Genomic DNA, 26501 nt, shown 5'->3' on the forward strand with positions numbered 1-26501 from the left:
ACGCGCAGCTGGCCGAGATCATCGCGAAGCTGCTCGAAGCCACCAAGGGAGAGTGACGTGGGCGTCGACCTGCGCGGAGGCGAGTGGCTCGACGACAACCTCGCCAACTGGGACGAGCGCGTCGCGGTGCACGTCGCGTCGGAGATGTACGACCGCACCCGGCTCCGCGAGGGCGGTGACGTGCTCGATCCGATCGTGCGCGAGACGCTCGCTCGGCTCTATCCCGACGGGCTCGAGGGCCTGCGGGTGCTGCACCTGCAGTGCCACTTCGGCTCCGACACCCTGTCGCTCGCGAACCTCGGGGCGACGGTCGTCGGCATCGACTTCTCGCCGCAGGCGGTCGCCGAAGCGCGTCGCATGGCCGACGAGCTCGGCCTCTCGCAGCGCGCCCGGTTCATCGAGGCGAACGTCTACGACGCCCGCCACATGCTGCCCGAACCCGAGTCGTTCGACCTCGTCTTCACCTCGTGGGGCACGATCGGCTGGCTTCCGGATGTCGCGGAGTGGGCACGCATCGTGTCGTGGTTCGTGAAGCCGGGCGGCCGGTTCGTCTTCGCCGACGGGCACCCCACCGCGTTCGTGTTCGACGGCGACGGCGGGCCCGGCGGTCTGCCGGCGTTCGCCTACCCGTACGCGAACGAGTCGCCCGACATCATCGACGACCCGAGCGACTACGCAGACGCCGAGGTCGCGCTCGCCAACGCACGCACGTGGGAGTGGACGCATCCGCTCGGCGAGGTCGTCGCGGCGCTGCGCGATGCCGGCCTCGACATCGAGACGTTCACCGAGCACTACCGGGTGCCGTGGCGCATCTTCCCGGCGACGGTCGACCTCGGCGACGGCATGTACGGCTGGCCCGCCGAGCAGTGGCTGCCGCTCTCGTACGAGCTCGTCGCGGTGCCGCGCACCACGCCGGTCGAGTAGCACGACGCGCGGATCGAGGCCACGGCCCCGATCGTCGCGGATGCCTCGGAGTGAGACCGCTCCGAGGCATCCGCCGTTCTCGGGAAATCAGTCGAGCGGGCCCTCGTCGGCCGAGCGCAGTGCCTCGCCGAGTGCGCTGCCGAGTTCGTTGCGGTAGTCGCCCGAGAGGTCCCACCACATCGCACCGCCGTAGCCCTGGCCGGCGAGCCATTCGGCCTTCGCGGTGACGGACTTCGGGTCGTCGAGGCTCCACCACTGGCCGCTCTCCGCGTCGAAGCGCCACGAGGCTCCGAGCGCGGGATCGAAGTAGCCCTCGCCGATGTCGCGGATCTCGTAGTAGGGCTTCGTGCCGATCGAGGTGACGGTGGAGTCGGGCGTCCACCCGGCGCGGTCGCCGACCGTCACGCCGGTCCAGCCCTGTCCGTAGGCCGCGAGGCCGACGTTCAGCTGGTCGGGGCGGGCGCCGCCTGCGGTGTAGAGCGCGACGGCGTTGTCGATCGCGAGGCCCCAGTTGTTGGCGCCATCCGGGTGCAGGTTGCCCTGGTGACCGGTGTTGCCGGTCCATCCGCCGGCGTAGTCGTAGCCCTGCACGTTCAGCCAGTCGATCGACGCGAAGAGGCGGGCGGTGTTCCATCCGCCGGCGTTCGTGTTCCAGCCGCCGGCGGGACCGAATGCGGTGAGCAGGTAGCGTTCGCCGGTCTCGTCGCCGTAGGCGTCGAGCTGCGCGCGGAACTCCTCCATGAGGGCGAGGAAGTTCTCCTTGTCTTCGGGCTTCGCGTTCGCCGTCTCGCCGCCGTTGACGGGCCACTCCCAGTCGACGTCGATGCCGTCGAAGACGCCGGCCGCGGCGCCCGGGCCGCCGAGGCTGCCGACCTTCGGCAGGTCGCCCTTGAGGTAGACGTCGATGCACGAGGAGACGAGTGCGGCGCGGCTCTCGGGGGTGGATGCCGCCTCGGAGAAGTGGTCGGACCAGGTCCAGCCGCCGAGCGAGATGAGCACCTTCGTGTCGGGGCTGACCTCCTTCAGCTTCTTCAGCTGGTTGAAGTTGCCGGCGAGTCGCTGGTGCTTGTTCGCCTTGTCCTTCTTGCCGTCGACGGAGTCGGCCGCCGAGACGAGTCGGAGGTAGTCGTTCTGCGCGTCGCCCTCGCCCGGCACATCCGTGATCTCGCACTTCAGGTTCGACGTGACGTTGCCGAAGGCGTAGTTGATGTGGGTGACATCGTCGATCGCGCCCGTGCGCAGCAGGTCTTCGATCTGGTAGTCGCGGGTGACCGGGGTGTCCGCCATGAGGTAGCCGACCGAGCGGTATCCGTTGATCTCAGTCGGGCCCGCGGAGTCGGCGTGGCCGTGGTTGCCGTTGCCGTGCGCGAGTGCGGGGGAGGCCGCAGCAGCGGCGATGAGTGCGGTGGCGGCGGCCGTGACGGCCGCTCCTCGGAGCAGATGGCGTGGTGACATTGAATCCTCATCGATCGTCGTCGGAGCCGTGCTGGGTGAACGGTTGCGGCGACCGTAGCAAGATCGCCCCGAGTTTGGAAAGAGTCCTAACAAAGAATGTGGGATCGCGCGCATCGATCGCCGAGTTCGTTGCGGATTCCTCCATCGGATCGCGGGAGGTGTGCAGCTTCTGCACACGCGCGCGAGCGGGTGAAGAGCGGATGCCGCGGCATCCGTCGATGGGAACTGCCTCGATTCGACGGGGCTCGATACTCGTGATAGTGTTTCTTCTTGTGCCGCGGGGTGGAGCAGTTCGGTAGCTCGCTGGGCTCATAACCCAGAGGTCGTAGGTTCAAATCCTGCCCCCGCAACCAAGGTGTTCGTCAGAACGCACGAAGAAATCCCGGTCTCGAACGAGGCCGGGATTTCTGCGTTAACGCCGTCGTCGCCGAGCGGTGGATCGCCGCGGCCGGCAGCCCGGAATCCAGGTATTGGTCGGTCCGCCTCCGACGGTGACGTAAACTGGTTCTCCCGTCGCAGTGGCCTCGATTGGAGCCAGTGCGAAGGGATGACTGCCGCAAGGCAGTCGGTGACGCGGGGTGGAGCAGTTCGGTAGCTCGCTGGGCTCATAACCCAGAGGTCGTAGGTTCAAATCCTGCCCCCGCAACCAAAGAGTTCGTCAGAACGCACGAAGGAATCCCGGTCTCGAACGAGGCCGGGATTTCTGCGTTGACGGCAGATGTTCACACGCTGTTGCGCCCGGCGATCATCCGGATGAGCCAGGCGATCACCGCGATGGCGAGGAGGACGAGTCCGACCCACAGCAGGAAGTTGAGCGACTGCACGAGGCCGCCCGTGATCGCCAGGATGACGGCGACGACGATGACGATGATCAGCAGGATGTTCATGACGATTCCCTTCGTTTCTCCCGGCGACGTCGAGGTCACCGAGATGTCCACGTGATCGAACGTTATGGCTGCGTGGAGGTTCAGGGGAGGGGGTTGACATCTCGCGCTCGCTGGTTTGTGGCCTCCGCCTCGCGACGGGGCCCCCTGACCCGGACTCCGACCGCCCGAAAAGTCAATCCCTTTCGGGTCGGATCGGAACACGCGTACGTTCGAAACGGCGGCCCCGATGGTGCGGCCGCATGAACGAGGAGCACGAGAATGAGAGATCCAGATCCCGCTGATTCGAGCGGTTCGGACCAACTCGACGAGGCCGTCGAAGCGGCCGAACAGCATCAGCAGGCCGATGAGGACGCCGACCCGAACGAACACGTCGTCGTCCGCGACCCCGAGACCGGTCGCCTTCGCGAGGAGCGGGCGCAATGAGTTCCGTCCTCGATGACGTGCCTCATCACGAACGCGTCGCCCATGTGAACGGCCTTCCCCCGATCGGGCTGTGGTGGCCAATGCTCGAACGACCGCTGCGGCGAGAGGTGCTGGAGAACGTCCACGCGCCGCTTCGAGCCGTCGTCGTTCGTCGCATCTACGAACTCTGCGAACTCGACCCGGGCCACGCGCCGAAACTCGGTATGCGGCTCGGCGAGAACGAGCGCGCCTACATCGCGGGCTGGATGCACTCCGTCGACTGGAACTGACGATCAGTCATCGGCGCAACGGTCGGTCCGAGCCTGGTCTGCTCCCGCGAGATGAGGAAGAGGGTCATGAGAACCTCGCGGTGATCACCGCGATCATCGCGACGCCGGCCATGACCAGGGCCATCGCGGAGTAGCCGCCCACGGCCACGGCGATGACGGGGCCGAGGGCCGGCCCGAGTGCGGAGATCGCGGTGATCGGCGCGGCGAACACTCCGTTGATGCTGCCGTAGTTGCGGGTGCCCCATCGGTCGGCCACTGCGGACCCCTGCACCAGGGTCTGGGCGCCGCGAACGGCGCCGGCGATGATGCCGATGCCGATGAGGAGCCACGGCGGCCCGGGCACCAAGCCCATCAGCGCCAGGAGCACGACGGCGAGACTCGACGTGATGGCGAGCGGGATCCAGGGTTCGGTCCTGTGCGGAACCGCGACGTACAGCAGTCGGCCGATGACTTGACCTGCGCCGAGCAGACCGAGCGCCCATGCGGCGAGCTCGTACGTCATGCCCTTCTCCATGTAGAGCGGGATGATCGCGAGGGTGACGCTGAACAGTGCGGCCGCGAGGGCGACCATCGACACCTCGAGCATCCAGAACCGGCGCGTCCGGATCACGGCACCGACGTGATGCACCGCTTCTCCGGCGTGGGCTGGTGGGAGCGGAGCCCATGCGCGTTCGAGGAAGAACCAGTGCAGCGGCACCGTGAGGACGAGCAACGCACCCGCGAGGATCAGGAAGGTCGCGCGCCAGTCGAATGCGGTGAGGAGGCCGGCGACGATGGGAGCGAACACGGTCGAGGCGAGGCCGCCGGCCAGGGTCAGGATCGTCATCGCGCTGCGCCGCGAGTCGCCGTGGCGGCGGGCGATGACGGTGAACGCCGCCTGGTAGAGCACAGCCGCCTGCGCAAGTCCGCACACCACCCAGCCCAGCGTGAAGACGACCAGATCGGATGCCGCGCTGACGATCACCAGGCCCAGGCTGCCGACGACGGCCCCCAACGTCATGACGAGGCGCGGGCCGCGATCGTCGAGCCATCGACCGACGACGATGCCGGCCGCGGCGGAGACGATCAGCCCGCCTGAGAAGCACAGCGTGACCGTCGCAACGCCCCAGCCGGTCTCGTCTGCGATCGCCGGCGCCGCGACGATCAGGGTGTAGTACAGGATGCCCCAGCTGATGACCTGGCCGATGGAGAGCGCGGCCAGGCGCACTCCGAGCGGACGATTCGACACGGCCGACCGGGTGCCGGCCGTCAGCGGGAGGCGGTGACGTCGAGCAACTGCGACAGCTGGCCGAGCGCCCCGGGCACGAGCTTGTAGTAGGCCCAGGTGCCGCGCTTGCTGCGGGAGAGAAAGCCTGCTTCCATGAGGATCTTCAGATGGTGCGACACAGTCGGCTGGCTGAGTCCGACCGGTTCGATGAGGTCGCACACGCACGCCTCGCCGCCTTCCGACGCGGCGACGATCGAGACCAGTCGAAGTCGGGTCGGGTCTGCCAGGGCCTTCAGCTTCTTCGCGAGGTCATCCGCACGCTCCGCATCGATGGCCTCGCTGGTCAGCGGCGTGCAACACGCGACCGACTCCGGCTGGATCACAGGCAACAGCGTGGTGGACATGTCGACCATCCTATCCGAATATTGACAAACGTCGATGGAGTGTCCAAACTCAATATCGAAGTTCATCGATGCCTAGGAGGCGCACCACCATGACGCTGATCGATCTCACCGTCCCGAGCCTGCAGCAGCGCAGCCTCGACACCCTGCCCGTCGCGATCATCGGCGCGGGGCCCGTCGGCCTCGCAGCAGCCGCGAACCTCGTCGAGCGCGGCATCGACTTCGTCATCTACGAAGCGGGCGACGAGATCGCATCGAGCATCCGCCAGTGGGGGCACACTCGCCTCTTCTCGCCGTGGAAGCACGTCGTCGACCCGGCTTCACGTCGACTGCTCGAGGCCACAGGGTGGCAGCTGCCGGCCCCCGAGAGCCTCCCGACGGGCACCGAACTCGTCGAGCAGTACCTCGAACCGCTCGCCGCCCTCGACATGATCGCCGACCGGATCCGCACCGGCGTACGAGTCTCCGCAGTCACCAGGCAGGGCATGGACCGCACCCGCACCGCCCGCCGCGCCGCTACCCCGTTCCTGCTTCGCGCGCACACCTCCGACGGAGTCGAGGAGTTCACCGCGAGAGCCGTGATCGACACGTCCGGCACGTACGCCCACCCGAACAGCCTCGGCTCCTCCGGCCTGGAACCTCTCGGCCTCACCGAGGTCGCCGACCGCGTCAGCCACGCCCTGCCCGATGTGCTCGGCCGCGAACGAGCACGGTTCACTGGTCGACACACCACGGTGGTCGGCGCCGGGCACTCGGCGGCGAACACCCTGCTGGCGCTTGCCCAGCTCGCCGAGCAGGAGCCGGAGACGCGCATCACCTGGCTGATCCGCAACGCCAGCGCGGTCCGGGTCACGACCTCCGGCGACGACGGCCTTGCCGCCCGTGCGTCGATCGGTCGCCGCGTCGATGCGCTCGTGGCTGCCGGCCGCATCACCGTGGTCGACCGATTCGAGATCGTCCGGCTCGGCCGCAGCGACGACGGGGTTCGTGTCTACGGCGCTCGCCGCGGCGAACTGGTCGAGCACGACACCGACCTCGTGGTCAGTGCCACCGGCTTCCGGCCCGACCTCGACATGCTCCGCGAAGTCCGCCTCGAGCTGGACGAGATCGTCGAGGCCCCCAAGCGCCTCGCGCCGCTGATCGACCCGAACGTGCACACCTGCGGCACCGTCGAGCCGCACGGATTCGCCGAACTCACCCATCCCGAGCCCGGATTCTTCCTCGCCGGGATGAAGAGCTACGGCCGCGCCCCCACATTCCTCCTCGCAACCGGGTACGAGCAGGTCCGCTCGATCACCGCGTGGCTCGCCGGTGACGTCGCAGCCGCCAGCAACGTCGAACTCGTGCTGCCCGAGACCGGCGTGTGTTCCACCAGCCTCGCACCCGACGGCTCCTCGTGCTCGACGGACGACGCAGCGGGCGGGTCGCAGAGCAGCTGCTGCAGCTAGATCGCCGCGCGGCCTCCGTGTCATAGACTTCCATCTATGAGTGATGTTGCGGAGGCCGCGCGCGAGCTTCGGCTCATGTCCGACCCGACGCGTGCCCACATCCTCCGGAGCATCCTCGGCTCACCCGATGGACGTGTCCTCGTCGGGCGTCTCGCAGAAGACCTCGGCCTGCGACAGCCCACCGTGAGCCATCACGTGAAAGCGCTCCTCGACGAAGGCCTGCTGCAACGCGAGCCCGATGGGCGCCGGACCTGGTACTCGCTGGTGCCGGCCCACGCGGACCGCATCGCCGAGACGCTCGGCTGGCCCGAAGGCGAGATCGAGGTCGATCCGATCCTCGACCGGGTCGTGCAAGATCTCAGCGAACGATTCCGAGGCGTCTTCAGCGCGGAAACGGTCGAGCGCTACGTCCGGGAGAGCTACGAGCTCCTTGCAGCCCGGCCGACCCCCGGTCAGCGCGTTCCCTCGCTCGCCGCGCAGTTCGCAGCTGATCGTCTCGACGCGCTCGCCCGCCATGAGGCCGCGCCGAGGGAGTCCGTGCCAGAGGTGCTGTTCGTCTGCGTGCAGAACGCCGGCCGGTCCCAGATGGCCTCGGCGATCCTCCGGCACCTCGCCGGAGACCGGATCCATGTGCGGACCGCAGGCTCAGACCCGGTCGGCGAAGTGCGAACCTCCGTCCTCACCGCTCTCGACGAGATCGGCGTGCCGCTCGCCGGTGAATACCCCAAGCCGTTGACCGACGAAGTCGTCCGCGCGGCCGACGTTGTCATCACGATGGGTTGCGGCGACGCATGCCCGATCTACCCCGGTCGCCGATACCTCGACTGGGATCTGCCCGACCCGGTGGGCAAGCCGCTCGCCGAGGTGCGCGAGATCCGCGACGACATCGAGCGCCGCATCCGCGAGCTGCTCACCACGCTCTGACGAACGGACACGTCTCTGGCGTCGCAGCGAGCTTGTGACCCCGCAACCGAGGTGGCCAAATGATAGATGTGCGTCTATCATTCAAGTATGAGCACTGAGAAGCCCTCCGTCCTGTTCGTGTGCGTCCACAACGCCGGCCGTTCCCAGATGGCCGCGGGCTACCTTCGCGCCCTCGGCGGCGCCGGCGTCGAGGTGCGTTCGGCAGGGTCGGAGCCGAAGGATCAGATCAACCCGGTCGCCATCGAGGCGATGGCTGAGGAGGGCATCGACATCACCGGCAACACGCCGAAGATCCTCACGGTCGACGCCGTCAAGGAGTCGGACGTCGTGATCACGATGGGGTGCGGCGATGCCTGCCCGATCTTCCCCGGCAAGCGCTACGAGGACTGGGAGCTGGAGGACCCGGCAGGCAAGGACATCGAGACCGTACGCCGCGTCCGCGACGACATCCGAGGCCGTGTCGAAGCCCTCCTCGCCGAGATCGCTCCGGTCGCGTAGTCCGAGCGCGCCACAGCCTGCTGCAGACACCGGAAAGGACCCTCCCGTGAGTGACCAGACCATCGAGAACGTCGTCGTCATCGGCTCCGGACCCTCGGGCTACACCGCCGCGGTCTACCTCGCCCGTGCCGGTCTCGCCCCCGTCGTGCTCGCAAGCTCGGTCGAGGCGGGCGGCGCCCTCGTCACGACGACCGAGGTCGAGAACTACCCCGGCTTCGCCGAGGGCATCATGGGGCCCGACCTGATGGAGCAGATGCGGCAGCAGGCCGAACGCTTCGGCGCCCGCATCGTCTACGACGACGCCACCGAGGTCGAACTCGCCGGCGACGTCAAGACGATCCGCACGATCAACGGCGTCGAGTACCGGGCGCATGCCGTCGTGCTCGCGATGGGCTCGGCCTACCGCAAACTCGGCGTCGAAGGCGAAGAGCGGCTGACCGGCCGCGGCGTATCCTGGTGCGCCACCTGCGACGGCTTCTTCTTCAGGGGCAAGGACATCGCCGTCGTCGGCGGCGGCGACTCGGCGCTCGAGGAGGCCATGTTCCTCGCCCGCTTCGCCGACTCCGTCACCCTCGTGCACCGCCGCGATTCGCTGCGTGCCTCGCGCATCATGCAGGAGCGCGCACTGGCGAACCCGAAGATCCGCCCGTACTGGAACGCCGAGGTCATCGCCGCCGAGGGCGACGACGGACTCGAACGCCTCCGGCTGCGAGATACCACGACCGGTGAGGATGCCGCGCTCGACGCGACCGGCTTGTTCATCGCGATCGGTCACGACCCGCGCAGTGCGCTCGTCGAGGGCCAGGTCGAGCTCGACGATGACGGCTACGTGAGGGTGCGGCATCCGTCGACCCACACGAACCTCGAAGGCGTCTTCGCCTGCGGCGACCTCGTCGACAAGCGCTATCGCCAGGCCATCACCGCCGCCGGCACCGGATGCGCGGCCGCACTCGACGCCGAGCACTACCTGGCGGCCCGCGGCCTCGCCGACCCGGTTGAAGAGCAGGCGGCCATCATCTTGGAGACGCCGATGTAGGGATGCTGCCCGCTGCCCGCTGCCCGCTGCCCGCTGCCCGCTGCCCGCCTCGGCGGATGACGAGCCCGATTCATCGTTGTCGGATGGCGCCCGGATCATCTCGACCTCGGAGACCTCGCTGAAGATGGCCGTGATCTCCGAGCTTGCGATCAGCACCCTGGGTGTCATCATGCAGGGTGCTGTGGCGACCGCCGGACGAACGTCCTGACCGACGCAGCGGCATCGGCCGGGTCGTTTGCCACTGTTGCAGGGGGTGCGAGTCGTGTTTGACTGACGCGAAGGCGTTCCAAGCGGCTCATCTGAGAACTGGCGGTGGCGACATGTCGGAATCGGCGACCCATCTCGAAGACGGCCCGATCGTGGTGGGCATCAAGCCGGGCCTGCCGTCGCGGATCATCGAGACCGCCGAGCGCACGGCCGGCTCGATGGGCTGCGAGGTCATCTTCGCCTACGTCGAGCTCAACAGCGCCCTCGTCGAACTCGACCCCACGGAGCCGCGCCTGAACGAGTCGCTCGACCCCGAGATCGACGACGAGATGGCAGGCGTCTCGGCGGCGCTCAGCGACATGCTGACCGCCGCGCTCGCCGGCACCCGCGTCCAGTGGTCCTTCCGAGTCCTCGCAGGGGATCCGGCGAGCGCGTTGTCGCGACTGGCGGCGGATGTCGGGTCGCGAATGCTCGTCGTCGGCACCAGGCGGCACGGACCGATCCATCGCGTCGAGGCGTTCTTCGCCGGCTCGGTGGCGAAGTCGCTCGCGATGGGCCAGAGCCGCCCGGTGCTGCTCGTCCCGCTCAACCGAGACGCCGACTGAGTCTTCGTACGCGGCCTACGTCTCGAAACCCAGCTCGAACGCGCTCATCGCCTCGAGCAGGAGGTTGCGGCGTCCATGATGATGGTCGGCGCGGTTCAGCGACGGATGGGCTGCATTGACGCCGATGCGCAGCGAGATCCCGGCCTCGAAGGAGGCCGGGATCTCGCTGCGTTGAGGAAGTCCTCTGGACTCGGCGCGGTCTATGCGGACTGCAGCGCCTTCGACTTCAGTGCGTCGAACTCGGCCTGCGTGATCGCACCGCTGTCGAGGAGCTGCTTGCCCTTCTCGATCTCCGCCGCCGCTGACGACGACGAGGAGCCCGCGACGCTCCGGATGTAGTCGGCGCTCGCCGCCTGCGACTGCGCCACCCTGGCCGCGTTCCGCTCGGCCATGCCCTGGCCGCGCGCGATCAGATAGATGAACGCAGCGAGGAACGGCACGAACACCAGGAACAGCACCCAGAGCGCCTTCGCCCACCCGTTCAGCGAATGGTCCCTGAAGATGTCGACGATCACGGTGATGAAGACCCAGATGCACGCGATGACCACGTAGAACCAGAAGAGCCAGACGATGAAGTCCCAGAAGCTGTTCATATCGACGCCTTTCGTATCGTTGCGGGGTTCACCGCACCTGCCGCGAGAATATGTCCCGGTGGTTCCACGCGCATCATGCGATTCGGATGAAGACCGGCCCGCGGCATCCGTCGTCGGCCGCACCGCGATCGCGAGACTTCTTCGGCGGGGCTCTGCCGGCACGGGGGAGGCGCAACTGCGCTGCATCACGCAGATCGAATGATTCGGACCGCTGCTGCGCTCGGTAGCGTCGTCGCGCACCCGGAGATCGGAGAGCACCATGCGGTGGAACAGGAAACGACCCGTGGAGAGCCCGCCCGACGAGACCGAGGGCTCGACCGCACTGGCCGAGCCCGCGAACCCCCACCGCAACGCGTTCATCATGATGGGCATCGGCGGGGCGACCATCGCGGCGTTCGGCCTCGCGGCGATCGCGGGCATCTTCGCCCCGTTCTTCCTCGGCGTCGTGCTGACGATCTGCGTGCACCCGCTCCGCGTGTGGCTCGAGCGGCACGGGGTGCCCCGGGGCATCGCGACCGGCGCCGTGATCGTCACGGTCATCGGCCTGCTGCTCGCTCTGGGCTACGCCATGGTGGTGGCGTTCGGGCAGTTCGGCGCCCTGCTGGCGGAGTTCAGCGACCAGATCGCCGCGTTCGGGCAGGATGTCGCGGCCTGGCTGTCATCGATCGGCGTCGCCTCGGGCGAGGTCGACACGATCTTCGCGAGCTTCGACCCAGCCTCACTGCTCAGCTTCCTCGGCGGCCTGATCGGCGGTCTCACGGGGTGGCTCTCGCTGCTCGTCATCATCTTCACCATGCTGCTGCTGATGGGCATGGACGCCGGGTTCGTGCCGACCCTGCTGAAGCAGCTGTACCCGGCGCGACCGCTCATCGTCGCCTCGCTCGTGACCTACGGGGCGAACGTGCGCCGCTACATGGTCGCGACCACGGTGCTCGGGCTCGCGCAGGGCATCGTCGACTGGATCGCGTTGCTCATCATCGGGGTGCCGGGCGCGTTCATCTGGGGTCTGCTCGCGTTCGTCTGCTCGTTCATCCCGAACATCGGCTACTTCATCGCCCTCGTCCCGCCGATCATCTTCGCGGCGCTGGTCGGCGGGTGGCCGATGGTCATCGTGGTCATCGTGGTGTACGCCATCATCAACGGCGTCATCCAGTCGGTGATCCAGCCGCGGGTCATCGGCAAGGCCGTGAACCTGAGCCAGACGATCACGTTCTTCTCGGTGCTCTTCTGGGCCGTCGTGATCGGCCCGATCGGGGCGATCCTCGCGATTCCGCTGACGCTGCTCGTGCGTCTCATCCTCGTCGACTCGAACCCGCAGATGAGCTGGATCCGGCCGCTGCTCGGCGAGCTCGACGAGACGAGAGCCGTCATGGCGCAGTTCGACGCCGAGGCCAAGGCCGAGCGCAAGGCACGCAAGGCGGCGAAGGCGGGCGGCGTGCCGAGTGGCAACCCGCCCGCTTCCGCCATGTGATCACGTCGAGTCGCGGTCAGGCCTCGTCGTCGTCGTCCTCTTCGAGGAGTGCGATCTCGAGGTCGTCGAGCGCGATCTCGGCAGCCAGCGCCTTGACGATGTTGGCGGTGGCCGAAGCCACCTTCGCCGTGCCCACGATCGGCGCGATCGCGGTGAGCACGCCGCGAAGCTTCTCGGCATCGATTCCGACATCGCCGCCCACATCGAGGTTGAGCGCGTAGGAGACCGGTGCGGCGTCGACGGCGACGAGTGCGGCGATGCGCACGAGCATCAGCGTCTGGAGGTCGAGGGTCGAAGCCTCGAACGAGTCCGCGGTCATCCGCGTGAGCAGGTCGAGCACTGGGGCGTCGTCGTCGTTCATCTCATCGGACATGGTGTGTCCCTCCCAAGGGTTCATGGCGGAGCGCAGCGGCGCCCCAAGCGCCATTGGAGTCGCCGAGGTCACGAGTCGCATCATCGAGATCGAACGAAACCCCGGGAGCATGTGCTCCCGCTCGGCTTCGCCGAACGACGCGGCTGTCGGGGAGAACCTCGTCCGCCCGCGTCGTAAGGTGAACGCATGGCTGGTGGAGGCGGTGATCAGCGGTCGGTCGCCCGCAAGGTCTTCGCGATCGCCGACGCCTTCAACGGCCGCGAGGAGCTGTCGCTGAGCGAGATCGCCGGCCGAGCGAACCTGCCGCTGTCGACCGCGCACCGGCTCGTGGCCGAATGGGTCGAGTGGGGCGGCCTCGAGCGCGGCGACGACGGAACCTATCGGGTCGGCGTGCGGGTCTGGCGGCTCGGTGTCCGGCAGCCGACCGCCCTGCGACTGCGGCGGGTGGCGATGCCGTATCTCGAGGACCTGCTCGAGTCGACGCACGAGCACGTGCACCTGGCGATCCGCGACGGGCTCGGCGCCACGTACCTGGAGCGGCTCTCGGGTCCGGCGGCCGTGCCCGCCATCTCCGACGTCGGCTCGCGGCTGCCGCTGCACGCCACGGGTGTCGGCCTCGTGCTGCTGTCGCATGCGCCGCCCGAGGTGTTCGACGAACTGCTCGGTTCGGAGCTGCGCGCCTACCAGCCCGGCACGATCACCGACGAGCAGGGCCTTCGCCGCCGCATGGCCGAGATCCGCTCGACCGGCATCGTGACGACCGTCGAGGAGCTCACGCCCGGTGCGTTCTCGATCGCCGCCCCGGTGCGCGACGCCACGGGCGAGGTGCTCGCCGCCGTCTCGATCGTCGCGCATGTCGAGCGACTGGCGGAGCCGCAGATCTCGCTCGGTGTGCGGATGGCCGCGCGGGGCATCTCGTCGGCGCTCGGGTATCGCGCACACCCCGAGTGAGTCCTTCCGCTCAGTGGAAGTCGTGGCCGCGGGAGAGGTCGTACGCGCCAAGCTCGTCACGACCATCCCGACGACGCGAGAGGCGCACGTGCCGGCATCAACTTCAGTGGCCATCATCGGCGCGGGCCCCGCGGGCCTCATGCTCGGCCACCTCCTCGCCCAGGCGGGCGTGCCCTTCGTGATCCTCGAGGCGCAGCCGCGCGAGCACGTGCTCGGACGCATCCGCGCCGGCGTGCTCGAACAGGGCTCGGTCGACCTGCTCGCCCGGCACGGCCTCGACGCCGACCTCCGCGAGCGCGGCCTCACCCACCACGGCATCTACCTGCAGTACGAGGGCGAGCGCCACCACATCGACTTCCTCGACCTCGTCGGTCGCACCGTCACCGTCTACGGACAGCAGGCCCTCGTCGCCCACCTGCTCGCCGAGCACGACCGCATCGGCTCGACGATCGTCTTCGAGGCGAAGGAGGTGCAGCCGACCGGCGTCACCGACCCGCGTCCTACGGTGACCTACACGCACGACGGCGTCGGGCACGAGATCGAGTGCGACCTCGTCGTCGGCGCCGACGGCTACCACGGCATCTGCCGTCGCAGCATTCCGTCCGGTGAGATCGAGGTCTTCGAACGCAGCTACCCGTTCGGCTGGCTCGGCATCCTCGCCGACGTGCCGCCGTCGACCGACGACCTGATCTACGCCCTGCACCCCGAAGGCTTCGGCATGCACTCGATGCGCTCGCTCGAGGTCTCGCGGCTCTACGTGCAGGTCGCGCCCGACGAGTCGATCGACGACTGGAGCGACGCGCGCATCTGGGATGCGCTGCACGAGCGGCTCGGCCTCGAGGGCTGGCAGCTGCAGGAGGGCCCGATCACCGAGAAGTCGATCACGCCGATGCGCAGCTTCGTGACGTCGACCCTGCAGCACGGCCGCATGTTCCTCGCGGGCGACGCCGGGCATATCGTGCCGCCGACCGGCGCGAAGGGGCTGAACTCCGCGCTCGCCGACGTGGCGATGCTCGGACAGGCGATCCTCGACCACCGCGCCGGCGACGACACCGGCCTCGCCCGGTACAGCGAGCGCGCCCTCGCCCGCCAGTGGAAGGTGCAGCACTTCTCGCAGTGGATGACCGAGATGCTGCACGTGCTCCACGAGGTTCCGGATGCCTCGGCGCGCGCCTTCCGCTATCGCAGCCAGGTGGGCCAGCTCGACCACCTCACCGGTTCCGTCGCCGCCCGACGCAGTCTCGCCGAGCAGTACACCGGCCTTCCCTTCACGGAGTGACCATGCCACGACCCGTACCCCAGCCCGGCGAGAGCCAACAGGTCATCGACGCCGAGATCGCGGCGCTCCACCGCGCCGCACACGACGCCGCGGCATCCGGCGCCCCGGTGCCCGCCCACCCGCCGCGGGACTTCCCGCCGTACCGCTCCACTCGGCTGCGGCATCCGACGCATGAGCTCGTGCGCGCCGACCCCGAGGAGATCGAGCTCGTCTCGCCCGCGTTCGGGCACACGGATGTCGCGGCCGAGGAGGCCGACCTGACGATCCAGCACACCGGCGAACCGCTCGGCGAGCGCATCATCCTCACCGGGCGGGTGCTCGACGGCGAGGGCCGGCCCGTGCGGAACCAGCTCGTGGAGATCTGGCAGGCCAACGCGTCGGGCCGATACGTGCACAAGCGCGACCAGCACCCGGCGCCGCTCGACCCCAACTTCACGGGCGTCGGGCGCATGATCACCGGCGACGACGGCTCGTACCGCCTGACGACGATCAAGCCGGGCGCCTACCCGTGGAAGAACCATCGCAACGCCTGGCGACCAGCGCACATCCACTTCTCGTTCTTCGGCTCGGCGTTCACACAGCGCCTCATCACGCAGATGTACTTCCCGGGCGACCCGCTCTTCGCGCTCGACCCGATCTACCAGTCGATCAGCGACCAGGGCGCACGAGATCGGCTCGTCGCGACGTACGATCACGACGTGAGCGAGCCCGAGTGGGCGATCGGCTATCGCTGGGACGTGGTGCTCACGGGCCCGAAGTCGACCCCGATCGAACCGGAGGACGCCGATCATGCCTGACCAGTCGACTCCCCGGCCACTCGCGCAGACCCCCGCGCAGACCGTCGGCCCGTTCTTCGGCTACGCGCTGCCGTACAGCGGTGGGCCGACCGTGCGCGCACCGTGGCAGCCCGACGCCATCCGCCTGCACGGCACCGTCTTCGACGGCGCCGGCGACCCGATCCCCGACGCGATCGTCGAGATCTGGGGCGCGGATGCCGCCGGCCGCCCCTCCACGGAGCGCGGCGTGCTCGAGCGCGACCAGCACGGCTTCTCGGGCTTCGGGCGTGCGGCGGTCGACCGCGACGGACACTACGTGTTCACGACGATCAAGCCCGGTGCGACCCGCGATGGGCTCGCGCCGTACCTGCTCGTGACCGTCTTCGCGCGCGGCGTGCTGCACCACCTCTTCACCCGGGCCTACTTCGACGACGAGGCCGCGGCGAACGCCGCGGATCCACTGCTCTCGAGCGTCGACCCGGCGCGGCGGCACACGCTCGTCGCCGTGTCGGACGCGCCGGGTTCGTACCGATTCGACATCCGGCTGCAGGGCGAGGGCGAGACGGTGTTCCTCGAATTCGCAGCCCTCGACCCCGCGCCCGAACGCCGAGGCGAGGGGATGCGGCGATGACCGACTGGGGACTCCTCGATCCGGGTGCGGCCGACCGCGCCGGCACCGACGACGACGCGGTGCTCGCCGCCATGGTCGACGTCGAGCGGGCGCTCCTCCGAGCCTGGGGGAGCGTGCTGGGCGAACCGCTCGACGCAGCTGCCGACGTGCTCGACGCGCCGTCGCTCGACCGGGCCGCGCTGCAGCGCGGCGTCGCCCGCGACGGCGTGCCCGTCGTCGCCCTCGTGCCGGCGCTCCGGGCGCAGCTGTCGGCGGCGGGGTTCGACCCCGCACCGCTCCACCTCGGCGCGACGAGCCAGGACGTCGTCGACACGGCCCTCATGCTCGTCGCCCGGCAGGCGCTGCATGAGGCTCGCGCCATCCTCGTCGAGGCCGGCACCGGGCTGGCGGCGATGGCGCAGCGCGAGCGGCACAGCCCGCGGATCGCCCGTTCCCTGGCGCGACAGGCCGAGGCGAGCACCCTCGGCGTGCTGGCCGCAGGCTGGCTCGACGGCCTGGCATCAGCCGTCGCCGCGATCGACGCGGTCGCCTTCCCCGTGCAGTTCGGCGGAGCCGTCGGCACCGGCACGGCAGCGGATGCCGCAGCCGCACGCCCGGGCGGCTCCGAGGCGGTGCGCGCCGAACTCGCGACCCTGCTCGGGCTCGCCGACCCCGGCCGTGCCTGGCACACCGAGCGAACCCCGGTGCTCGCCGTCGCCTCGGCCGCCGCCGCCGTGGTCGCGGCGCTCGGACGCATCGCGGGCGACGCGACCCTGCTCTCCCGCGAGGAGATCGGCGAGGTTCGCCTCTCGGGCGGGGGCGGCTCCTCGGCCATGCCGCACAAGCGCAACCCCGTCGACGCCGTCGCGATCACCGCCGCGGCGACCGAGGCTCCCGGCCTGCTCCAGGTGATCGCCGCCGCCGCGATCGCCGGCGACGAGCGCTCCGCGGGCCGCTGGCATGCCGAGTGGGCGTCGCTGCGGCGACTCGTACGACTCACGCGATCCGCCTCCGCCGCTGCCGCTCGACTCCTCGGCGGCCTCGAGTTCGACCGCGAGCGCGCCGCCGAGCTCCTCGAGCACGCCGGCCCGGCCGGCGAGCGCCCCTCGCGCGACGTGCTCGCCGCGGCATCCGATCGCGTCGTCGAGCGTGCCGTCGCCCGCTTCACCCGAATCGCCGACCAGGAGCCGCACGCATGACCGTTCCCAGACTGCTCGGGGCGTTCGCGCCGGGCACCGCGCCCGCAGCATCGAACCCGCTCCTCGTGCTGCTGCCCTCGCTCGGCACGACCGCCGCCCTGTGGGACGGCGTGATCGAGACGCTTCGCACCGACAGGTGCACTGCCGGGCTCCGCGTGCTCCGCATCGACCTCCCGGGCCACGGCGCGAGCCCTGCCGCCGCCGAGCCGTTCACGATCGCCGAGCTCGCCGAAGCGGTGCTGGCGGTCGTCGACGAGGCGGGCGGCGGCGCGTTCCACCTCGCGGGCGTCTCGCTCGGCGGCGCGGTCGCGCTCGAACTCGCGCTCGCCCGCCCCGAACGAGTGCGGAGTCTCGTCGTCAGCTGCAGCGGCGCCCGCATCGGCACCGCCGACGGCTGGCTCGATCGTGCGGCCGCGGTACGAGCGAGCGGCACCGCGTCCCTCGTCACCGGCAGTGCATCGCGCTGGTTCGCGCCCGGGTTCCTCGAACGCGACGCGTCGGGTGCGGGCGCACGGGCGCTCGCCGCACTCGTCGACGTCGACGACGAGTCGTATGCGCGCTGCACCGAGGCCCTTGCCGGCTTCGACCGCATGGGCGATCTCGCCGCGCTCGCCGTGCCGGTGCTGGCCGTCAGCGGCGAGTACGACGCGGTCACCACCCCGGCATCGTTGCAGGCTCTCGCCGATGCGATCCCCGGTGCCCGACACGTGTCGCTCGACGACGCGTCGCACCTCGCCGTGCTCGAGCGACCCCGACAGGCGGCGGAGCTCATCGCCGACCACCTCGCCCTCGTGGAGCGCGCTGCCGCGGCATCCGTCGCCCGCGACCGCGGTATGCGCGTGCGCCGCGAGGTGCTCGGCGACGCGCACGTCGATCGGGCCGTCGCGGGCACGACGCCCGAGACTGCCGTGTTCCAGGACTTCCTCACGCGCTACGCATGGGGCGAGGTGTGGGAACGACCCGGCCTCTCCCGTCGCGAACGCTCGATCACGACCCTCGCGAGCCTCACGACCGGCGGCCACCACGGCGAGATCGCGATGCACGTGCGTGCCGCGCTCCGCAACGGACTCACCCGCGACGAGATCGCCGAGGTGCTGCTGCACACCGCCCTCTACGCGGGGCTGCCCGCGTCGAACGAGGCGTTCGCGATCGCGCGCGAGGTGTTCGCCGAAGCGGATGCCGCGACCCGCGACACCGCGACCGGCGATGCGACTGCGTCCGACCCGAACGACTGACCCGGAGGAACCGCCCGATGGACAAGAGCTACCAGAGCGCCGCCGCCGCGGTCGCCGACATCCCCGATGGCGCCTCGCTCGCGGTCGGCGGCTTCGGACTTTCGGGCGTGCCGATCACGATCATCCGGGCGCTGCTGGCGAGCGGCGTCGGTGGACTCGAGGTCGTCTCGAACAACTGCGGCGTCGACGGCTGGGGGCTCGGCGAGCTGCTGGCGGCCGGGCGCATCCGCCGGGTCATCGCGAGCTACATCGGCGAGAACCGGGAGTTCGGCCGCCAGTACCTGGCCGGCGAGATCGAGGTCGAGCTCACGCCGCAGGGCACGCTCGCCGAGCGGCTTCGAGCCGGTGGAGTCGGCATCCCCGCGTTCTACACGGCGACGGGGGCCGGCACCGCGGTCTCGGATGGCGGCATGCCGCTGCGCTACGCGCCCGACGGCTCGGTCGCGATCACGAGCGACCCCAAGGAGCTGCGGCCGTTCGACGTCTTCGGCGCGCCCCGGGAGTACGTGCTCGAACGCGCCATCCGCACCGACTACGGCCTCGTGCGCGCGGCCGTCGGCGACCGGCACGGCAACCTCCGCTTCGAGAAGGCGGCCCGCAACTTCAACCCGCTCGCGGCCATGGCCGGCCGCATCACGATCGCCGAGGTCGACGAGCTCGTCGAGCCGGGCGTGCTCGGCCCCGACGACATCCACCTGCCGGGCATCCACGTCGACCGGGTCGTCGTGCTCACGCCCGAGCAGTCCTCCGACCTGCCCATCGAGAAGGTGACCGTGCGGCCCCGGCCCGCGGCGACCGGAACGGAACGCTGATGCCGCTCACCCGCGACGAGATGGCCGCCCGCGCGGCCCGCGAACTCGAGGACGGCACCTATGTGAACCTCGGCATCGGCCTGCCGACGCTGATTCCGAACCACCTGCCCGAGGGCATCGAAGTCGTGCTGCACTCCGAGAACGGCGTGCTCGGCGTCGGGCCCTACCCGTGGGAGGGCGAGGAGGACCCGAAGCTCATCAACGCCGGCAAGGAGACCGTGACGGTGCTGCCCGGCGCGTCGTACTTCGACTCGGCGGCGAGCTTCGGCATGATCCGCGGCGGGCGCATCACGACCGCGGTGCTCGGGGCCATGCAGGTCTCGGCGCACGGCGACATCGCCAACTGGGCGGTGCCCGGCAAGATGGTCAAGGGCATGGGCGGGGCCATGGACCTCGTGAACGGCGCCGAACGCGTGATCGTCGTCATGGAGCACGTCGCGAAGGACGGCTCGCCGAAGATCGTCGAGCTCTGCACGCTGCCGCTGACCGGCAAGCGCTGCGTCGACCGCATCGTCACCGACCTCGCGGTCTTCGACGTCACCGGCGACGGGCTCGTGCTCGTCGAACTCGCCCCCGGCGTCACGATCGAGCAGGTGACGGATGCCACGGGCGCCGCGTTCGCCGTCGGAGCCGGGCTGTGACCGAACTGCGCGAGGTCGTCGTCTGCTCGCCGCTGCGCACTCCCGTCGGACGCATGGGCGGTGCGCTCGCCACGGTGCCCGCGCTCGAACTCGCGACGACGGTGCTGACCGCGCTGCTCGACCGCACCGGCGTCGACCCCGCTGCGATCGACGCGGTCATCGCCGCACAGGGCTACCCCACGATGGAGGCTCCGGCGATCGGCCGGGTCGCGGCCCTCGACGCCGGGTTCGGCGTCGCCACGACCGGCTACCAGCTCGATCGTCGCTGCGGCTCGGGCCTGCAGGCGGTGCTGAACGCCGCCATGGAGGTGCAGACCGGCGTGGCCGACGCCGTCATCGCCCTCGGCGTCGAGTCGATGTCGAACGCGCCGCTCTACACCGTCGAGGGCCGCCGAGATGTCTCGGGTGCCGGGCTGCTGCTGCGCGACGCCCTGTCACGCGGCCGCGAGACGGTCGGCGGCCGACGCTTTCCGACCCCGGAGGGCAACGTCGGTTCGGCCGAACTGCTGCGCGCCGAGTACGGCATCTCACGTGAGGCGCAGGACGCGCTCGCCCTGCGCTCGCACCGGCGGGCCGTCGCCGCCCAGGACTCCGGCGCGTTCGACGCCGAACTCGTGCCCGTCGAGGTGCCCGGCCGTCGCGGGTCGATGCTCGTCGATCGCGACGAGCATCCCCGCGCCGACACCTCGCTCGCCGCGCTCGGCGGACTCCGGCCGATCCTCGGCCGGAGCGACGCCGAGGCGACGGTCACCGCGGGCAACTCGAGCGGGCAGAACGACGCGGCCGCCGCGTGCATCGTCACCACGCCGCAGCGGGCCGCCGAGCTCGGGCTCGTGCCGATGCTGCGGCTCGTCTCGTGGGCCGTCGCCGGCAACGACCCGCTGCGCTTCGGCGTCGCGCCCGTGCCCGCGGCGCACCTCGCGCTCGACCGCGCCGGAATCGGCTTCGACGATCTCGACCTGATCGAACTCAACGAGGCGTTCGCGGTGCAGGTGCTCGCGTGCCTCGCCGACTGGGGCGTCGACGCCGAAGACCCCCGGGTGAACCCCCGGGGGAGCGGCATCTCGATCGGTCACCCGATCGGTGCCACCGGCATCCGCATGCTCGCGACGCTCGCGCACGGGCTGCCGGCGCTCGACGGCTCGCTCGCCCTCGAGACCATGTGCATCGGCGGCGGCCAAGCGCTCGCCGCCGTCTTCGCGCGAGTGTGACCGCGGCCTGACGCCGGTCGCAGTCACGCGCTCGTCAGGATCACGAGACGCTGCGTCGCCCGCGTCATCGCGACGTAGCGGTCGACCGCCCCCTCGATGCCGGTGCCGAAGGACTCGGGGTCGATGAGCACGACGAGGTCGAACTCGAGGCCCTTCGCGAGTTCGGGCGTCAGCGACCTGACGCGCGAGGGTCGGGCGGATGCATCCGGGCCGGTGTCGCCGCGAGCGATCACGCACGCCGTGCCCTCGGCATGCTCGGCCAGCCAGGCCTCGAGGATTCCGTCGAGCTCGGCCACCGAACCGCGGGCGACCGGGATGCCGCTGCTGCGCACCGACGTCGGCACGTTGGCATCGGGGATCGCGGCCCTGATGACGGGCTCCGCCTCGGCCATGACCTCTTCGGGCGTGCGGTAGTTGATGGTGAGATGGGCGAGCGCGACACGGTCGAGCCCGACGCGGGCGAGGCGTTCCTGCCACGACTCGGCGAACCCGTGCCGCGCCTGCGCGCGGTCGCCGACGATCGTGAGGCTCCGCGAGGGGCAACGGGCGAGCACCATCCGCCACTCGGCGTCCGTCAGCTCCTGGGCCTCGTCGACGACGATGTGCGCGAACGGGCCGGCGAGCTCGTCGGCTTCGCGGCTCGGCAGCTCGGCCTCGTCGATGAGCGAGTACTGCACGTCCTGCCCGCGCAGCATCGTCATGACGCCTTCGCCGTCGTCGTGCACCTGCGCTTCGAGCAGGTTGTCGATGACCCGCGCCATCTCCTCGCGCTGGGCGGCGGCTGCGGCCTCGCGCCGTCGACGGTCGAGGGATGCCTCGGGGTCGCCGATGCGCAGCCGTGCCGCGTCGAGGTAGGGCAGATCGGCGTCGGTCCACGCGCGCGGGTCGGGGCGCTGCAGCACCTGCACCTCGTCGTCCGAGAGCCATGGTGCGCATCGCCGCAGGTACGCGGGCGCCGACCACAGGTCGGCGACGACGCCGGCCGGGTCGAGCACCGGCCAGGCGCGGTTGAACGTCACGCGCAGTTCACGACTGTCGGCGAGCGCGGCGCGGAGCCCGTCGGGCTCCACGTCGTCGTCGCATCGATCGCTCAGGATGCTCAGCAGCTCCTCCCAGACCTGCAGGCGCCCCTCGTTGTGCGGGGTGCCTGGTTCGGGTGCGTCGAACGCCTCCTGCCAGTCGTCGGGGTCGACCCAGACGTCGGCCCACGGGGTCTCGATCGTCATCCCCTCGCGAGGCGGGCGTTCGTAGTGGCCGACCGCGCGCTCGACGGCCTGCACGAGCTCGCCCGACGCCTTCGCGCCGGCGACCGCGGGGTCGGCCTCGCTCACGGCGGCAGCACCCTCCGGGACGAGATCGCGGAGGGTGCACGTCGCCACGCCCTCCTCGCCGAGGCCGGGGAGGATGTCGGCGACGTAGTCGAGGTACGGCTGGTGCGGTCCGATGAACAGCACGCCGCCGCGCCGGTGCCCGAGTCGCGGATCGGAGTACAGCAGGTAGGCGGTGCGGTGCAGGGCGACGACGGTCTTGCCGGTGCCGGGCCCGCCGTCGACGACGAGGGCGCCGCGGGAGCCCGCGCGGATGATGGCGTCCTGATCGGCCTGGATGGTGCCGAGCACGTCGTGCATCCGGGCGGAACGGGAGCCGCCGAGACTCGCGATGAACGCGGACTGGTCGTCGAGCGCCGCGTGCCCGGCGAGCGCGTCGGGAGTGAACACCTCGTCCCAGAAGTCGGTGACGCGGCCACCGGTCCACCGGTACCTGCGGCGGCTGGTCAAGCCCATCGGGTCGCCGTGCGTCGCACCGAAGAAGGGCTCGGCGGCGGGGGAGCGCCAGTCGAGGAGCAAGCGGCGACCATCGGCGCCGGTGAGGCCGAGGCGCCCGATGTACACGGGGTCGCCGCCGCCGGCTGGGACGATCCTGCCGAGGCACAGGTCGAGGCCGAAGCGGCGGAGCGTGCGCAGGCGCCCGGAGAGGCGGTGGATCTCGAGGTCGCGGTCGAGCGCGGCCTGGCCGCTCCCTCCGGGCGATCGCAGTTCGACGGCGAGACGGTCGGAGACCTCGGCGATGGAATGCCGGAGGGCGTCCGCGATGGCGGCGAAGTGTTCCTCATCGCCGGCGATGAGCGCCGGGTCGGCCTTCGCGGCGAGGCTGTCGGGCAGGTCGAATACGCGCGGGATCAGTGCGGCTCCTCTGGGTCGTGAGCGGAGGTCTCCGGCTCGGCCGACCAGTATGCGCCGCTGAGGGGCCCTTGCCGCAAGCCCCCCTCCCCGCGATATCCTGAGAGTGGAGAGCAGGCGTGCTCTCCTTTTTCGTGCCCCGCGAAGCATCCGTTCGCCGGCGCGGATCATCCCGCTCACGTGCGAATCATCCGTTGTAGGTGATGCGGCCGGAGCGCTGACGGGGTTGCCTGTCACACGGATGCAGGTCTCGGCGCGCGGAGGGGATGACGTCATGGACTACACCGATCGGCTTCGACGGCTCGCGATCAACGACGACCGTCTCGCCGAGGATCTCGATGAGGTCGTCGAGGGTCCCGGTCGGCTGGACCCGAAGTCGTTGGCCCTCGCGCGGATCGCCGCGCTCGTCTCGATCGGCGGGGCGGAGCCGTCGTTCGGTGCGCAGGTCGATGCGGCCATCAGCGCCGGCAGCACCGCGGCGCAGATCGTGGACGTGCTGGTCGGGGTCATCCCCGTCGTCGGGCTCCCGCGCGTCGTCGCCGCTGCGCCGAAGATCGCCCTCGCCCTCGGCCACGACATCGATGTCGACGTCTTCGGCGACCAGCCGTCCCGGTGAACGGTCGGCTCAGAGCCCGGAGCCGAGCAGGCCGAGCTGCGTGGCACGCTCGACGGCCTCGCTCCGGGCGGAGACGCCGAGCTTGCGATAGATCGATCCGAGTTCCGAGCTCACGGTGTTGCGCGACACGAAGAGCCGGTCTCCGATCTCGCGAACCGAGAGGTGGGTCTGCAGGTAGGGCAGCAGACGGAGCTCCGCCGGCGTGAGGGGCGGGCCGCCCTGCTCGCCCTGCTGCTCGTTCGCGGCGACGAAGCGGCGGAAGTCGTCGACCTGGTCGACGAGGGTGCCGAGATCGGGGCGGATCAGCAGGATGTCGTCGATCTCCCGCAGCAGATGATGCGCGGTCGAGTGATCGGCGATCGCCCAGTGGACCTTGGCGAGCTGCAGGCGCGTCCGCACCGCGAGGTACGGAACCGCATCGGTGCAGGCAGGGCGGGCTCGCATCGCGCGGGTGAGCTCTCGGCGCACGGCGACGAGATCGCCCCGGTGGAGTGCGAGTCGTGCTGCCTGCGTGAACGCGAGCACCGCGGTCGCGTAGTCGTCCATGTGCAGTTCGTCGATCGCGCCGAGTGCCACCGTGAGGTGCGCGGTGGCATCGTCCCACCGCCCGTCATCCATCGACAGCAGGGCGAGCTCGGCCGTCGAGAGGATCAGGCCCTCGGCGTTGCCCGTCGTCGATGCGATGGCGGCGCTCTCGCCGAGTGCCGCAACAGCACCCGCGTTGTCGCCGATGAGCAGGCGCGCTTCGCCCAGCAGCAGGAGTGCCTGATCGCGCCAGGGACTCCAGCTCGGTTCGGCCGCGCACGCGTACTCGGCGTCCGTCAGCGCCTGTGCGGGTCCGGCAGGGCACATCACCGAGCGGAGCATCGCGCGAGCGGACTCGAACGAGGCGGATCCGTCGTCGGGCCGGCCCTCGTAGGAGACGCGTTCGAGCACGGAGGCCCATCGCGCCGCCTCCGTGGCCTGCCCTGAGAGCGCCATGACCCACCCGGCGAGCACGGCCAGGGGCGGGTAGCCCTCGATCGCCGGATCGCCGATCGCCGTCATCCATCGCTGCACGGTCGCGAACTGTCCGGCCTGGTAGCTCGGCAGCGCCGTCGCGGCGATCAGGCGAACGGTACGTGCGCGTTCGTCGGGCTGGCCGAGCAGGAGCTCGATCGCCATCGCGGGCGACCCATGCAGCTCGAACCAGCTCGCCGCGCGACTCTGGAGCTCGGGGAGCGCCTCGGGCTCGAGCCGCCGGAGTTCGCCGAGCAGGAACTCGCGGTAGAGCGCGTGATAGCGGTACCAGCCCCGGCTGCGGTCGAGCGGCACGATGAAGACGTTGGACGCGTCGAGTTCCTGCAGCATCGACTGCGCGTCGTGGGTCTCGAGGACCGCGTCGCAGAGGGGCGCCGAAATGGTGTCGAGCACCGCCGTGCGACGCAGGAACCGCTGCAGGTGCTCGGGAAGGGTGACGAGCGACTCGCGGTAGAGGTAGTCGGCGACGTAGCGGTCGTCTCCCGAGACCGTCTTGGGTGCCTCGCCGATCTCCTCCGCGATCGCCGCCGCGAGCACGACGCCGACCGGCCACCCCTCGGTGCGTTCGACGAGTTCGACCGCGTCCTCGGGTGAGAGCGGCACCTGCGTGCCGGCGAAGATCGCACGGGCGCCGGCCTCGTCGAGCGCCAGGTCGTGCGCCGTGATGGCGAAGGCATCGCCGTCCGCGCGAGCACGCGGCAGGTGCTGCTGCTCGCCGCGGCTGGCCGCGACGAGTTGGGAACCGGTGGGGATCCCCGCGAAGACCACGCTCAACACGTCGTGACAGGCGGGATCGCGCAGTTCCTGCAGATCGTCGAGCATCAGCACGAACGGGTGCGGCGCGTGACGCAGCGCGGCGGCGAGCAGCGGAGCCCCGCGACCGAGCACTGCGGCGGCGTGGCCCGTCACCCGTTGCGGCAGCCGGGCGGCGCCGGGCTCGATACGGGCGAAGGCTTCGGCGAGGAGCGTCAGCAGCGCTGCCGGGTCGTCGTCGTACCGATCGAGCGACACCCACGCCACCGGGCGGCTGTCGCGGCGCGCCCACTCGGCGAGCAGGCTCGACTTCCCGTATCCGGCGGGGGCGGTGACCCCGACGAACCGGCGCCCGCTCGAGCGGGCCGCCTCGATCTGCGCGGCGCGGCTGACGTAGCCCCGGGCCGGAGGCTCCGGGGCTGACAGCTTGGCGTCGAGCAGCTGTCGTTCGAGCTCGACTTCCGGCGTCTCCGCCGACAGGGCATCACCGCGCACGG

General features: G+C 70.4%; 27 protein-coding genes and 2 tRNA genes. 21 read left to right on the forward strand and 8 right to left on the reverse strand.

All coding sequences use genetic code 11. The features are described from left to right. Positions 1 to 57 precede the first annotated feature (57 nt). A complete protein-coding gene (locus BJY17_RS00005; RefSeq protein WP_179549562.1) occupies positions 58 to 924 on the forward strand; it encodes a class I SAM-dependent methyltransferase in 867 nt (288 codons plus the stop codon). 87 nt (positions 925 to 1011) lie between these two features. Here the strand turns inward: BJY17_RS00005 and BJY17_RS00010 are convergent, their stop codons facing one another. Further along, positions 1012 to 2379, reverse strand: a complete 1368-nt coding sequence (locus BJY17_RS00010) for a glycoside hydrolase family 18 protein (protein ID WP_179549563.1) — start codon at positions 2377 to 2379, stop codon at positions 1012 to 1014. A gap of 276 nt (positions 2380 to 2655) precedes the next feature. Between BJY17_RS00010 and BJY17_RS00015 the strand changes: the two genes are divergently transcribed. Both BJY17_RS00015 and BJY17_RS00020 read left to right on the forward strand, forming a co-directional pair. Continuing rightward, positions 2656 to 2732 (forward strand) — tRNA-Met (locus BJY17_RS00015). Positions 2733 to 2951: 219 nt separating this feature from the next. After that, positions 2952 to 3028: transfer RNA gene (locus BJY17_RS00020), tRNA-Met, on the forward strand. Positions 3029 to 3101: 73 nt separating this feature from the next. Here the strand turns inward: BJY17_RS00020 and BJY17_RS00025 are convergent. Beyond that, positions 3102 to 3266 (reverse strand): hypothetical protein, encoded by a 165-nt coding sequence (locus BJY17_RS00025; protein WP_179549564.1) that lies wholly within the window; start codon positions 3264 to 3266, stop codon positions 3102 to 3104. A 258-nt stretch (positions 3267 to 3524) separates the two neighbouring features. Here BJY17_RS00025 and BJY17_RS00030 point away from each other — a divergent pair, with 258 nt between their 5' ends. Next, positions 3525 to 3689: a hypothetical protein gene (locus tag BJY17_RS00030; protein ID WP_179549565.1), complete on the forward strand. Its 165-nt coding sequence runs from the start codon at positions 3525 to 3527 to the stop codon at positions 3687 to 3689. Further along, the gene (locus BJY17_RS00035; protein WP_179549566.1) at positions 3686 to 3958 is read left to right on the forward strand and encodes a hypothetical protein; all 273 of its coding nucleotides are present in this window, start codon (positions 3686 to 3688) and stop codon (positions 3956 to 3958) included. Before BJY17_RS00030 ends, BJY17_RS00035 begins: the two co-directional genes overlap by 4 nt. Before the next feature lie 64 nt (positions 3959 to 4022). Here BJY17_RS00035 and BJY17_RS00040 read toward each other — a convergent pair whose 3' ends face one another. Together BJY17_RS00040 and BJY17_RS00045 are read right to left on the reverse strand one after the other, a co-directional pair. Next, positions 4023 to 5186: an MFS transporter gene (locus BJY17_RS00040; RefSeq protein ID WP_322789701.1), complete on the reverse strand. Its 1164-nt coding sequence runs from the start codon at positions 5184 to 5186 to the stop codon at positions 4023 to 4025. A gap of 20 nt (positions 5187 to 5206) precedes the next feature. Beyond that, positions 5207 to 5569, reverse strand: coding sequence for an ArsR/SmtB family transcription factor (locus BJY17_RS00045; protein ID WP_179549567.1), 363 nt, complete (start codon positions 5567 to 5569; stop codon positions 5207 to 5209). 89 nt (positions 5570 to 5658) lie between these two features. Here BJY17_RS00045 and BJY17_RS00050 point away from each other — a divergent pair, with 89 nt between their 5' ends. From BJY17_RS00050 to BJY17_RS00070, 5 genes are all read left to right on the forward strand, one after another. Then, a complete protein-coding gene (locus BJY17_RS00050; protein ID WP_179549568.1) occupies positions 5659 to 7014 on the forward strand; it encodes an NAD(P)-binding domain-containing protein in 1356 nt (451 codons plus the stop codon). A gap of 36 nt (positions 7015 to 7050) precedes the next feature. Continuing rightward, positions 7051 to 7938, forward strand: a complete 888-nt coding sequence (locus BJY17_RS00055; protein ID WP_246303623.1) for a metalloregulator ArsR/SmtB family transcription factor — start codon at positions 7051 to 7053, stop codon at positions 7936 to 7938. A gap of 87 nt (positions 7939 to 8025) precedes the next feature. After that, positions 8026 to 8436 (forward strand): arsenate reductase ArsC, encoded by a 411-nt coding sequence (locus BJY17_RS00060; RefSeq protein WP_179549569.1) that lies wholly within the window; start codon positions 8026 to 8028, stop codon positions 8434 to 8436. A 46-nt stretch (positions 8437 to 8482) separates the two neighbouring features. Continuing rightward, positions 8483 to 9472 (forward strand): thioredoxin-disulfide reductase, encoded by a 990-nt coding sequence (gene trxB, locus BJY17_RS00065; protein ID WP_179549570.1) that lies wholly within the window; start codon positions 8483 to 8485, stop codon positions 9470 to 9472. 320 nt (positions 9473 to 9792) lie between these two features. Next, on the forward strand, positions 9793 to 10284 hold the full coding sequence (locus tag BJY17_RS00070; RefSeq protein ID WP_179549571.1) for a universal stress protein: 492 nt from the start codon (positions 9793 to 9795) through the stop codon (positions 10282 to 10284). 200 nt (positions 10285 to 10484) lie between these two features. Here the strand turns inward: BJY17_RS00070 and BJY17_RS00075 are convergent, their stop codons facing one another. Then, on the reverse strand, positions 10485 to 10877 hold the full coding sequence (locus tag BJY17_RS00075) for an SHOCT domain-containing protein (RefSeq protein ID WP_179549572.1): 393 nt from the start codon (positions 10875 to 10877) through the stop codon (positions 10485 to 10487). Between the two features lie 283 nt (positions 10878 to 11160). On the opposite strand from BJY17_RS00075, the gene BJY17_RS00080 reads away from it, so the two are divergent. Further along, positions 11161 to 12348 carry an AI-2E family transporter gene (locus BJY17_RS00080; RefSeq protein ID WP_179549573.1) on the forward strand — a complete coding sequence of 396 codons (1188 nt, stop codon included), beginning with the start codon at positions 11161 to 11163 and terminating at the stop codon, positions 12346 to 12348. 16 nt (positions 12349 to 12364) lie between these two features. Here the strand turns inward: BJY17_RS00080 and BJY17_RS00085 are convergent, their stop codons facing one another. Continuing rightward, positions 12365 to 12721 (reverse strand): carboxymuconolactone decarboxylase, encoded by a 357-nt coding sequence (locus BJY17_RS00085; RefSeq protein WP_218889819.1) that lies wholly within the window; start codon positions 12719 to 12721, stop codon positions 12365 to 12367. 186 nt (positions 12722 to 12907) lie between these two features. Between BJY17_RS00085 and BJY17_RS00090 the strand changes: the two genes are divergently transcribed. The 9 genes from BJY17_RS00090 to BJY17_RS00130 are packed head-to-tail and all read left to right on the forward strand — an operon-like array spanning position 12908 to position 21435. Next, positions 12908 to 13672, forward strand: a complete 765-nt coding sequence (locus tag BJY17_RS00090) for an IclR family transcriptional regulator (protein WP_179549574.1) — start codon at positions 12908 to 12910, stop codon at positions 13670 to 13672. Between the two features lie 22 nt (positions 13673 to 13694). Further along, a complete protein-coding gene (locus BJY17_RS00095; protein WP_218889820.1) occupies positions 13695 to 14951 on the forward strand; it encodes a 4-hydroxybenzoate 3-monooxygenase in 1257 nt (418 codons plus the stop codon). 2 nt (positions 14952 to 14953) lie between these two features. After that, positions 14954 to 15748 (forward strand): protocatechuate 3,4-dioxygenase subunit beta, encoded by a 795-nt coding sequence (gene pcaH / locus BJY17_RS00100; RefSeq protein WP_179549576.1) that lies wholly within the window; start codon positions 14954 to 14956, stop codon positions 15746 to 15748. After that, a complete protein-coding gene (gene pcaG, locus BJY17_RS00105) occupies positions 15741 to 16358 on the forward strand; it encodes a protocatechuate 3,4-dioxygenase subunit alpha (protein ID WP_179549577.1) in 618 nt (205 codons plus the stop codon). Before pcaH ends, pcaG begins: the two co-directional genes overlap by 8 nt. Next, positions 16355 to 17536 (forward strand): lyase family protein, encoded by a 1182-nt coding sequence (locus BJY17_RS00110; protein ID WP_179549578.1) that lies wholly within the window; start codon positions 16355 to 16357, stop codon positions 17534 to 17536. Before pcaG ends, BJY17_RS00110 begins: the two co-directional genes overlap by 4 nt. Beyond that, positions 17533 to 18771, forward strand: a complete 1239-nt coding sequence (gene pcaDC, locus BJY17_RS00115) for a bifunctional 3-oxoadipate enol-lactonase/4-carboxymuconolactone decarboxylase PcaDC (RefSeq protein ID WP_179549579.1) — start codon at positions 17533 to 17535, stop codon at positions 18769 to 18771. The genes BJY17_RS00110 and pcaDC overlap by 4 nt, the downstream gene beginning before the upstream one ends. Positions 18772 to 18788: 17 nt before the next feature. Further along, complete coding sequence (locus BJY17_RS00120) at positions 18789 to 19583, forward strand: CoA transferase subunit A (protein WP_179549580.1); 795 nt, start codon at positions 18789 to 18791, stop codon at positions 19581 to 19583. Then, the gene (locus tag BJY17_RS00125) at positions 19583 to 20224 is read left to right on the forward strand and encodes a CoA transferase subunit B (RefSeq protein WP_179549581.1); all 642 of its coding nucleotides are present in this window, start codon (positions 19583 to 19585) and stop codon (positions 20222 to 20224) included. Before BJY17_RS00120 ends, BJY17_RS00125 begins: the two co-directional genes overlap by 1 nt. Beyond that, positions 20221 to 21435 (forward strand): acetyl-CoA C-acetyltransferase, encoded by a 1215-nt coding sequence (locus tag BJY17_RS00130; RefSeq protein WP_322789702.1) that lies wholly within the window; start codon positions 20221 to 20223, stop codon positions 21433 to 21435. Before BJY17_RS00125 ends, BJY17_RS00130 begins: the two co-directional genes overlap by 4 nt. 23 nt (positions 21436 to 21458) lie before the next feature. On the opposite strand, the gene helR is transcribed toward BJY17_RS00130, so the two are convergent. After that, entirely contained in the window at positions 21459 to 23786 is a 2328-nt protein-coding gene (helR, locus tag BJY17_RS00135; protein ID WP_246303776.1) for an RNA polymerase recycling motor ATPase HelR, read from the reverse strand. A 103-nt stretch (positions 23787 to 23889) separates the two neighbouring features. Between helR and BJY17_RS00140 the strand changes: the two genes are divergently transcribed. After that, positions 23890 to 24231, forward strand: coding sequence for a carboxymuconolactone decarboxylase family protein (locus tag BJY17_RS00140; protein ID WP_179549582.1), 342 nt, complete (start codon positions 23890 to 23892; stop codon positions 24229 to 24231). Positions 24232 to 24240: 9 nt separating this feature from the next. Here BJY17_RS00140 and BJY17_RS00145 read toward each other — a convergent pair whose 3' ends face one another. Further along, positions 24241 to 26499 carry a LuxR C-terminal-related transcriptional regulator gene (locus BJY17_RS00145; RefSeq protein WP_322789703.1) on the reverse strand — a complete coding sequence of 753 codons (2259 nt, stop codon included), beginning with the start codon at positions 26497 to 26499 and terminating at the stop codon, positions 24241 to 24243. Between the last annotated feature and the right edge of the window lie 2 nt (positions 26500 to 26501).

Origin of the sequence: Agromyces hippuratus (assembly GCF_013410355.1) — a bacterium.
Classification (GTDB): Bacteria; Actinomycetota; Actinomycetes; order Actinomycetales; family Microbacteriaceae; genus Agromyces; species Agromyces hippuratus.

What these genes read in the sequence shown, in the direction of transcription:
- BJY17_RS00070 (WP_179549571.1), top strand. Translation starts at nt 9,793, where the DNA reads ATGTCGGAATCGGCGACCCATCTCGAAGACGGCCCGATCGTGGTGGGC.
- pcaDC (WP_179549579.1), top strand. Translation starts at nt 17,533, where the DNA reads ATGACCGTTCCCAGACTGCTCGGGGCGTTCGCGCCGGGCACCGCGCCC.
- pcaG (WP_179549577.1), top strand. Translation starts at nt 15,741, where the DNA reads ATGCCTGACCAGTCGACTCCCCGGCCACTCGCGCAGACCCCCGCGCAG.
- BJY17_RS00055 (WP_246303623.1), top strand. Translation starts at nt 7,051, where the DNA reads ATGAGTGATGTTGCGGAGGCCGCGCGCGAGCTTCGGCTCATGTCCGAC.
- BJY17_RS00050 (WP_179549568.1), top strand. Translation starts at nt 5,659, where the DNA reads ATGACGCTGATCGATCTCACCGTCCCGAGCCTGCAGCAGCGCAGCCTC.
- BJY17_RS00060 (WP_179549569.1), top strand. Translation starts at nt 8,026, where the DNA reads ATGAGCACTGAGAAGCCCTCCGTCCTGTTCGTGTGCGTCCACAACGCC.
- BJY17_RS00090 (WP_179549574.1), top strand. Translation starts at nt 12,908, where the DNA reads ATGGCTGGTGGAGGCGGTGATCAGCGGTCGGTCGCCCGCAAGGTCTTC.
- BJY17_RS00085 (WP_218889819.1), bottom strand. Translation starts at nt 12,721, where the DNA reads ATGTCCGATGAGATGAACGACGACGACGCCCCAGTGCTCGACCTGCTC.
- BJY17_RS00075 (WP_179549572.1), bottom strand. Translation starts at nt 10,877, where the DNA reads ATGAACAGCTTCTGGGACTTCATCGTCTGGCTCTTCTGGTTCTACGTG.
- BJY17_RS00030 (WP_179549565.1), top strand. Translation starts at nt 3,525, where the DNA reads ATGAGAGATCCAGATCCCGCTGATTCGAGCGGTTCGGACCAACTCGAC.
- BJY17_RS00035 (WP_179549566.1), top strand. Translation starts at nt 3,686, where the DNA reads ATGAGTTCCGTCCTCGATGACGTGCCTCATCACGAACGCGTCGCCCAT.
- BJY17_RS00010 (WP_179549563.1), bottom strand. Translation starts at nt 2,379, where the DNA reads ATGTCACCACGCCATCTGCTCCGAGGAGCGGCCGTCACGGCCGCCGCC.
- BJY17_RS00120 (WP_179549580.1), top strand. Translation starts at nt 18,789, where the DNA reads ATGGACAAGAGCTACCAGAGCGCCGCCGCCGCGGTCGCCGACATCCCC.
- pcaH (WP_179549576.1), top strand. Translation starts at nt 14,954, where the DNA reads ATGCCACGACCCGTACCCCAGCCCGGCGAGAGCCAACAGGTCATCGAC.
- BJY17_RS00045 (WP_179549567.1), bottom strand. Translation starts at nt 5,569, where the DNA reads ATGTCCACCACGCTGTTGCCTGTGATCCAGCCGGAGTCGGTCGCGTGT.
- BJY17_RS00025 (WP_179549564.1), bottom strand. Translation starts at nt 3,266, where the DNA reads ATGAACATCCTGCTGATCATCGTCATCGTCGTCGCCGTCATCCTGGCG.
- BJY17_RS00140 (WP_179549582.1), top strand. Translation starts at nt 23,890, where the DNA reads ATGGACTACACCGATCGGCTTCGACGGCTCGCGATCAACGACGACCGT.
- BJY17_RS00125 (WP_179549581.1), top strand. Translation starts at nt 19,583, where the DNA reads ATGCCGCTCACCCGCGACGAGATGGCCGCCCGCGCGGCCCGCGAACTC.
- BJY17_RS00110 (WP_179549578.1), top strand. Translation starts at nt 16,355, where the DNA reads ATGACCGACTGGGGACTCCTCGATCCGGGTGCGGCCGACCGCGCCGGC.
- helR (WP_246303776.1), bottom strand. Translation starts at nt 23,786, where the DNA reads ATGATCCGCGCCGGCGAACGGATGCTTCGCGGGGCACGAAAAAGGAGA.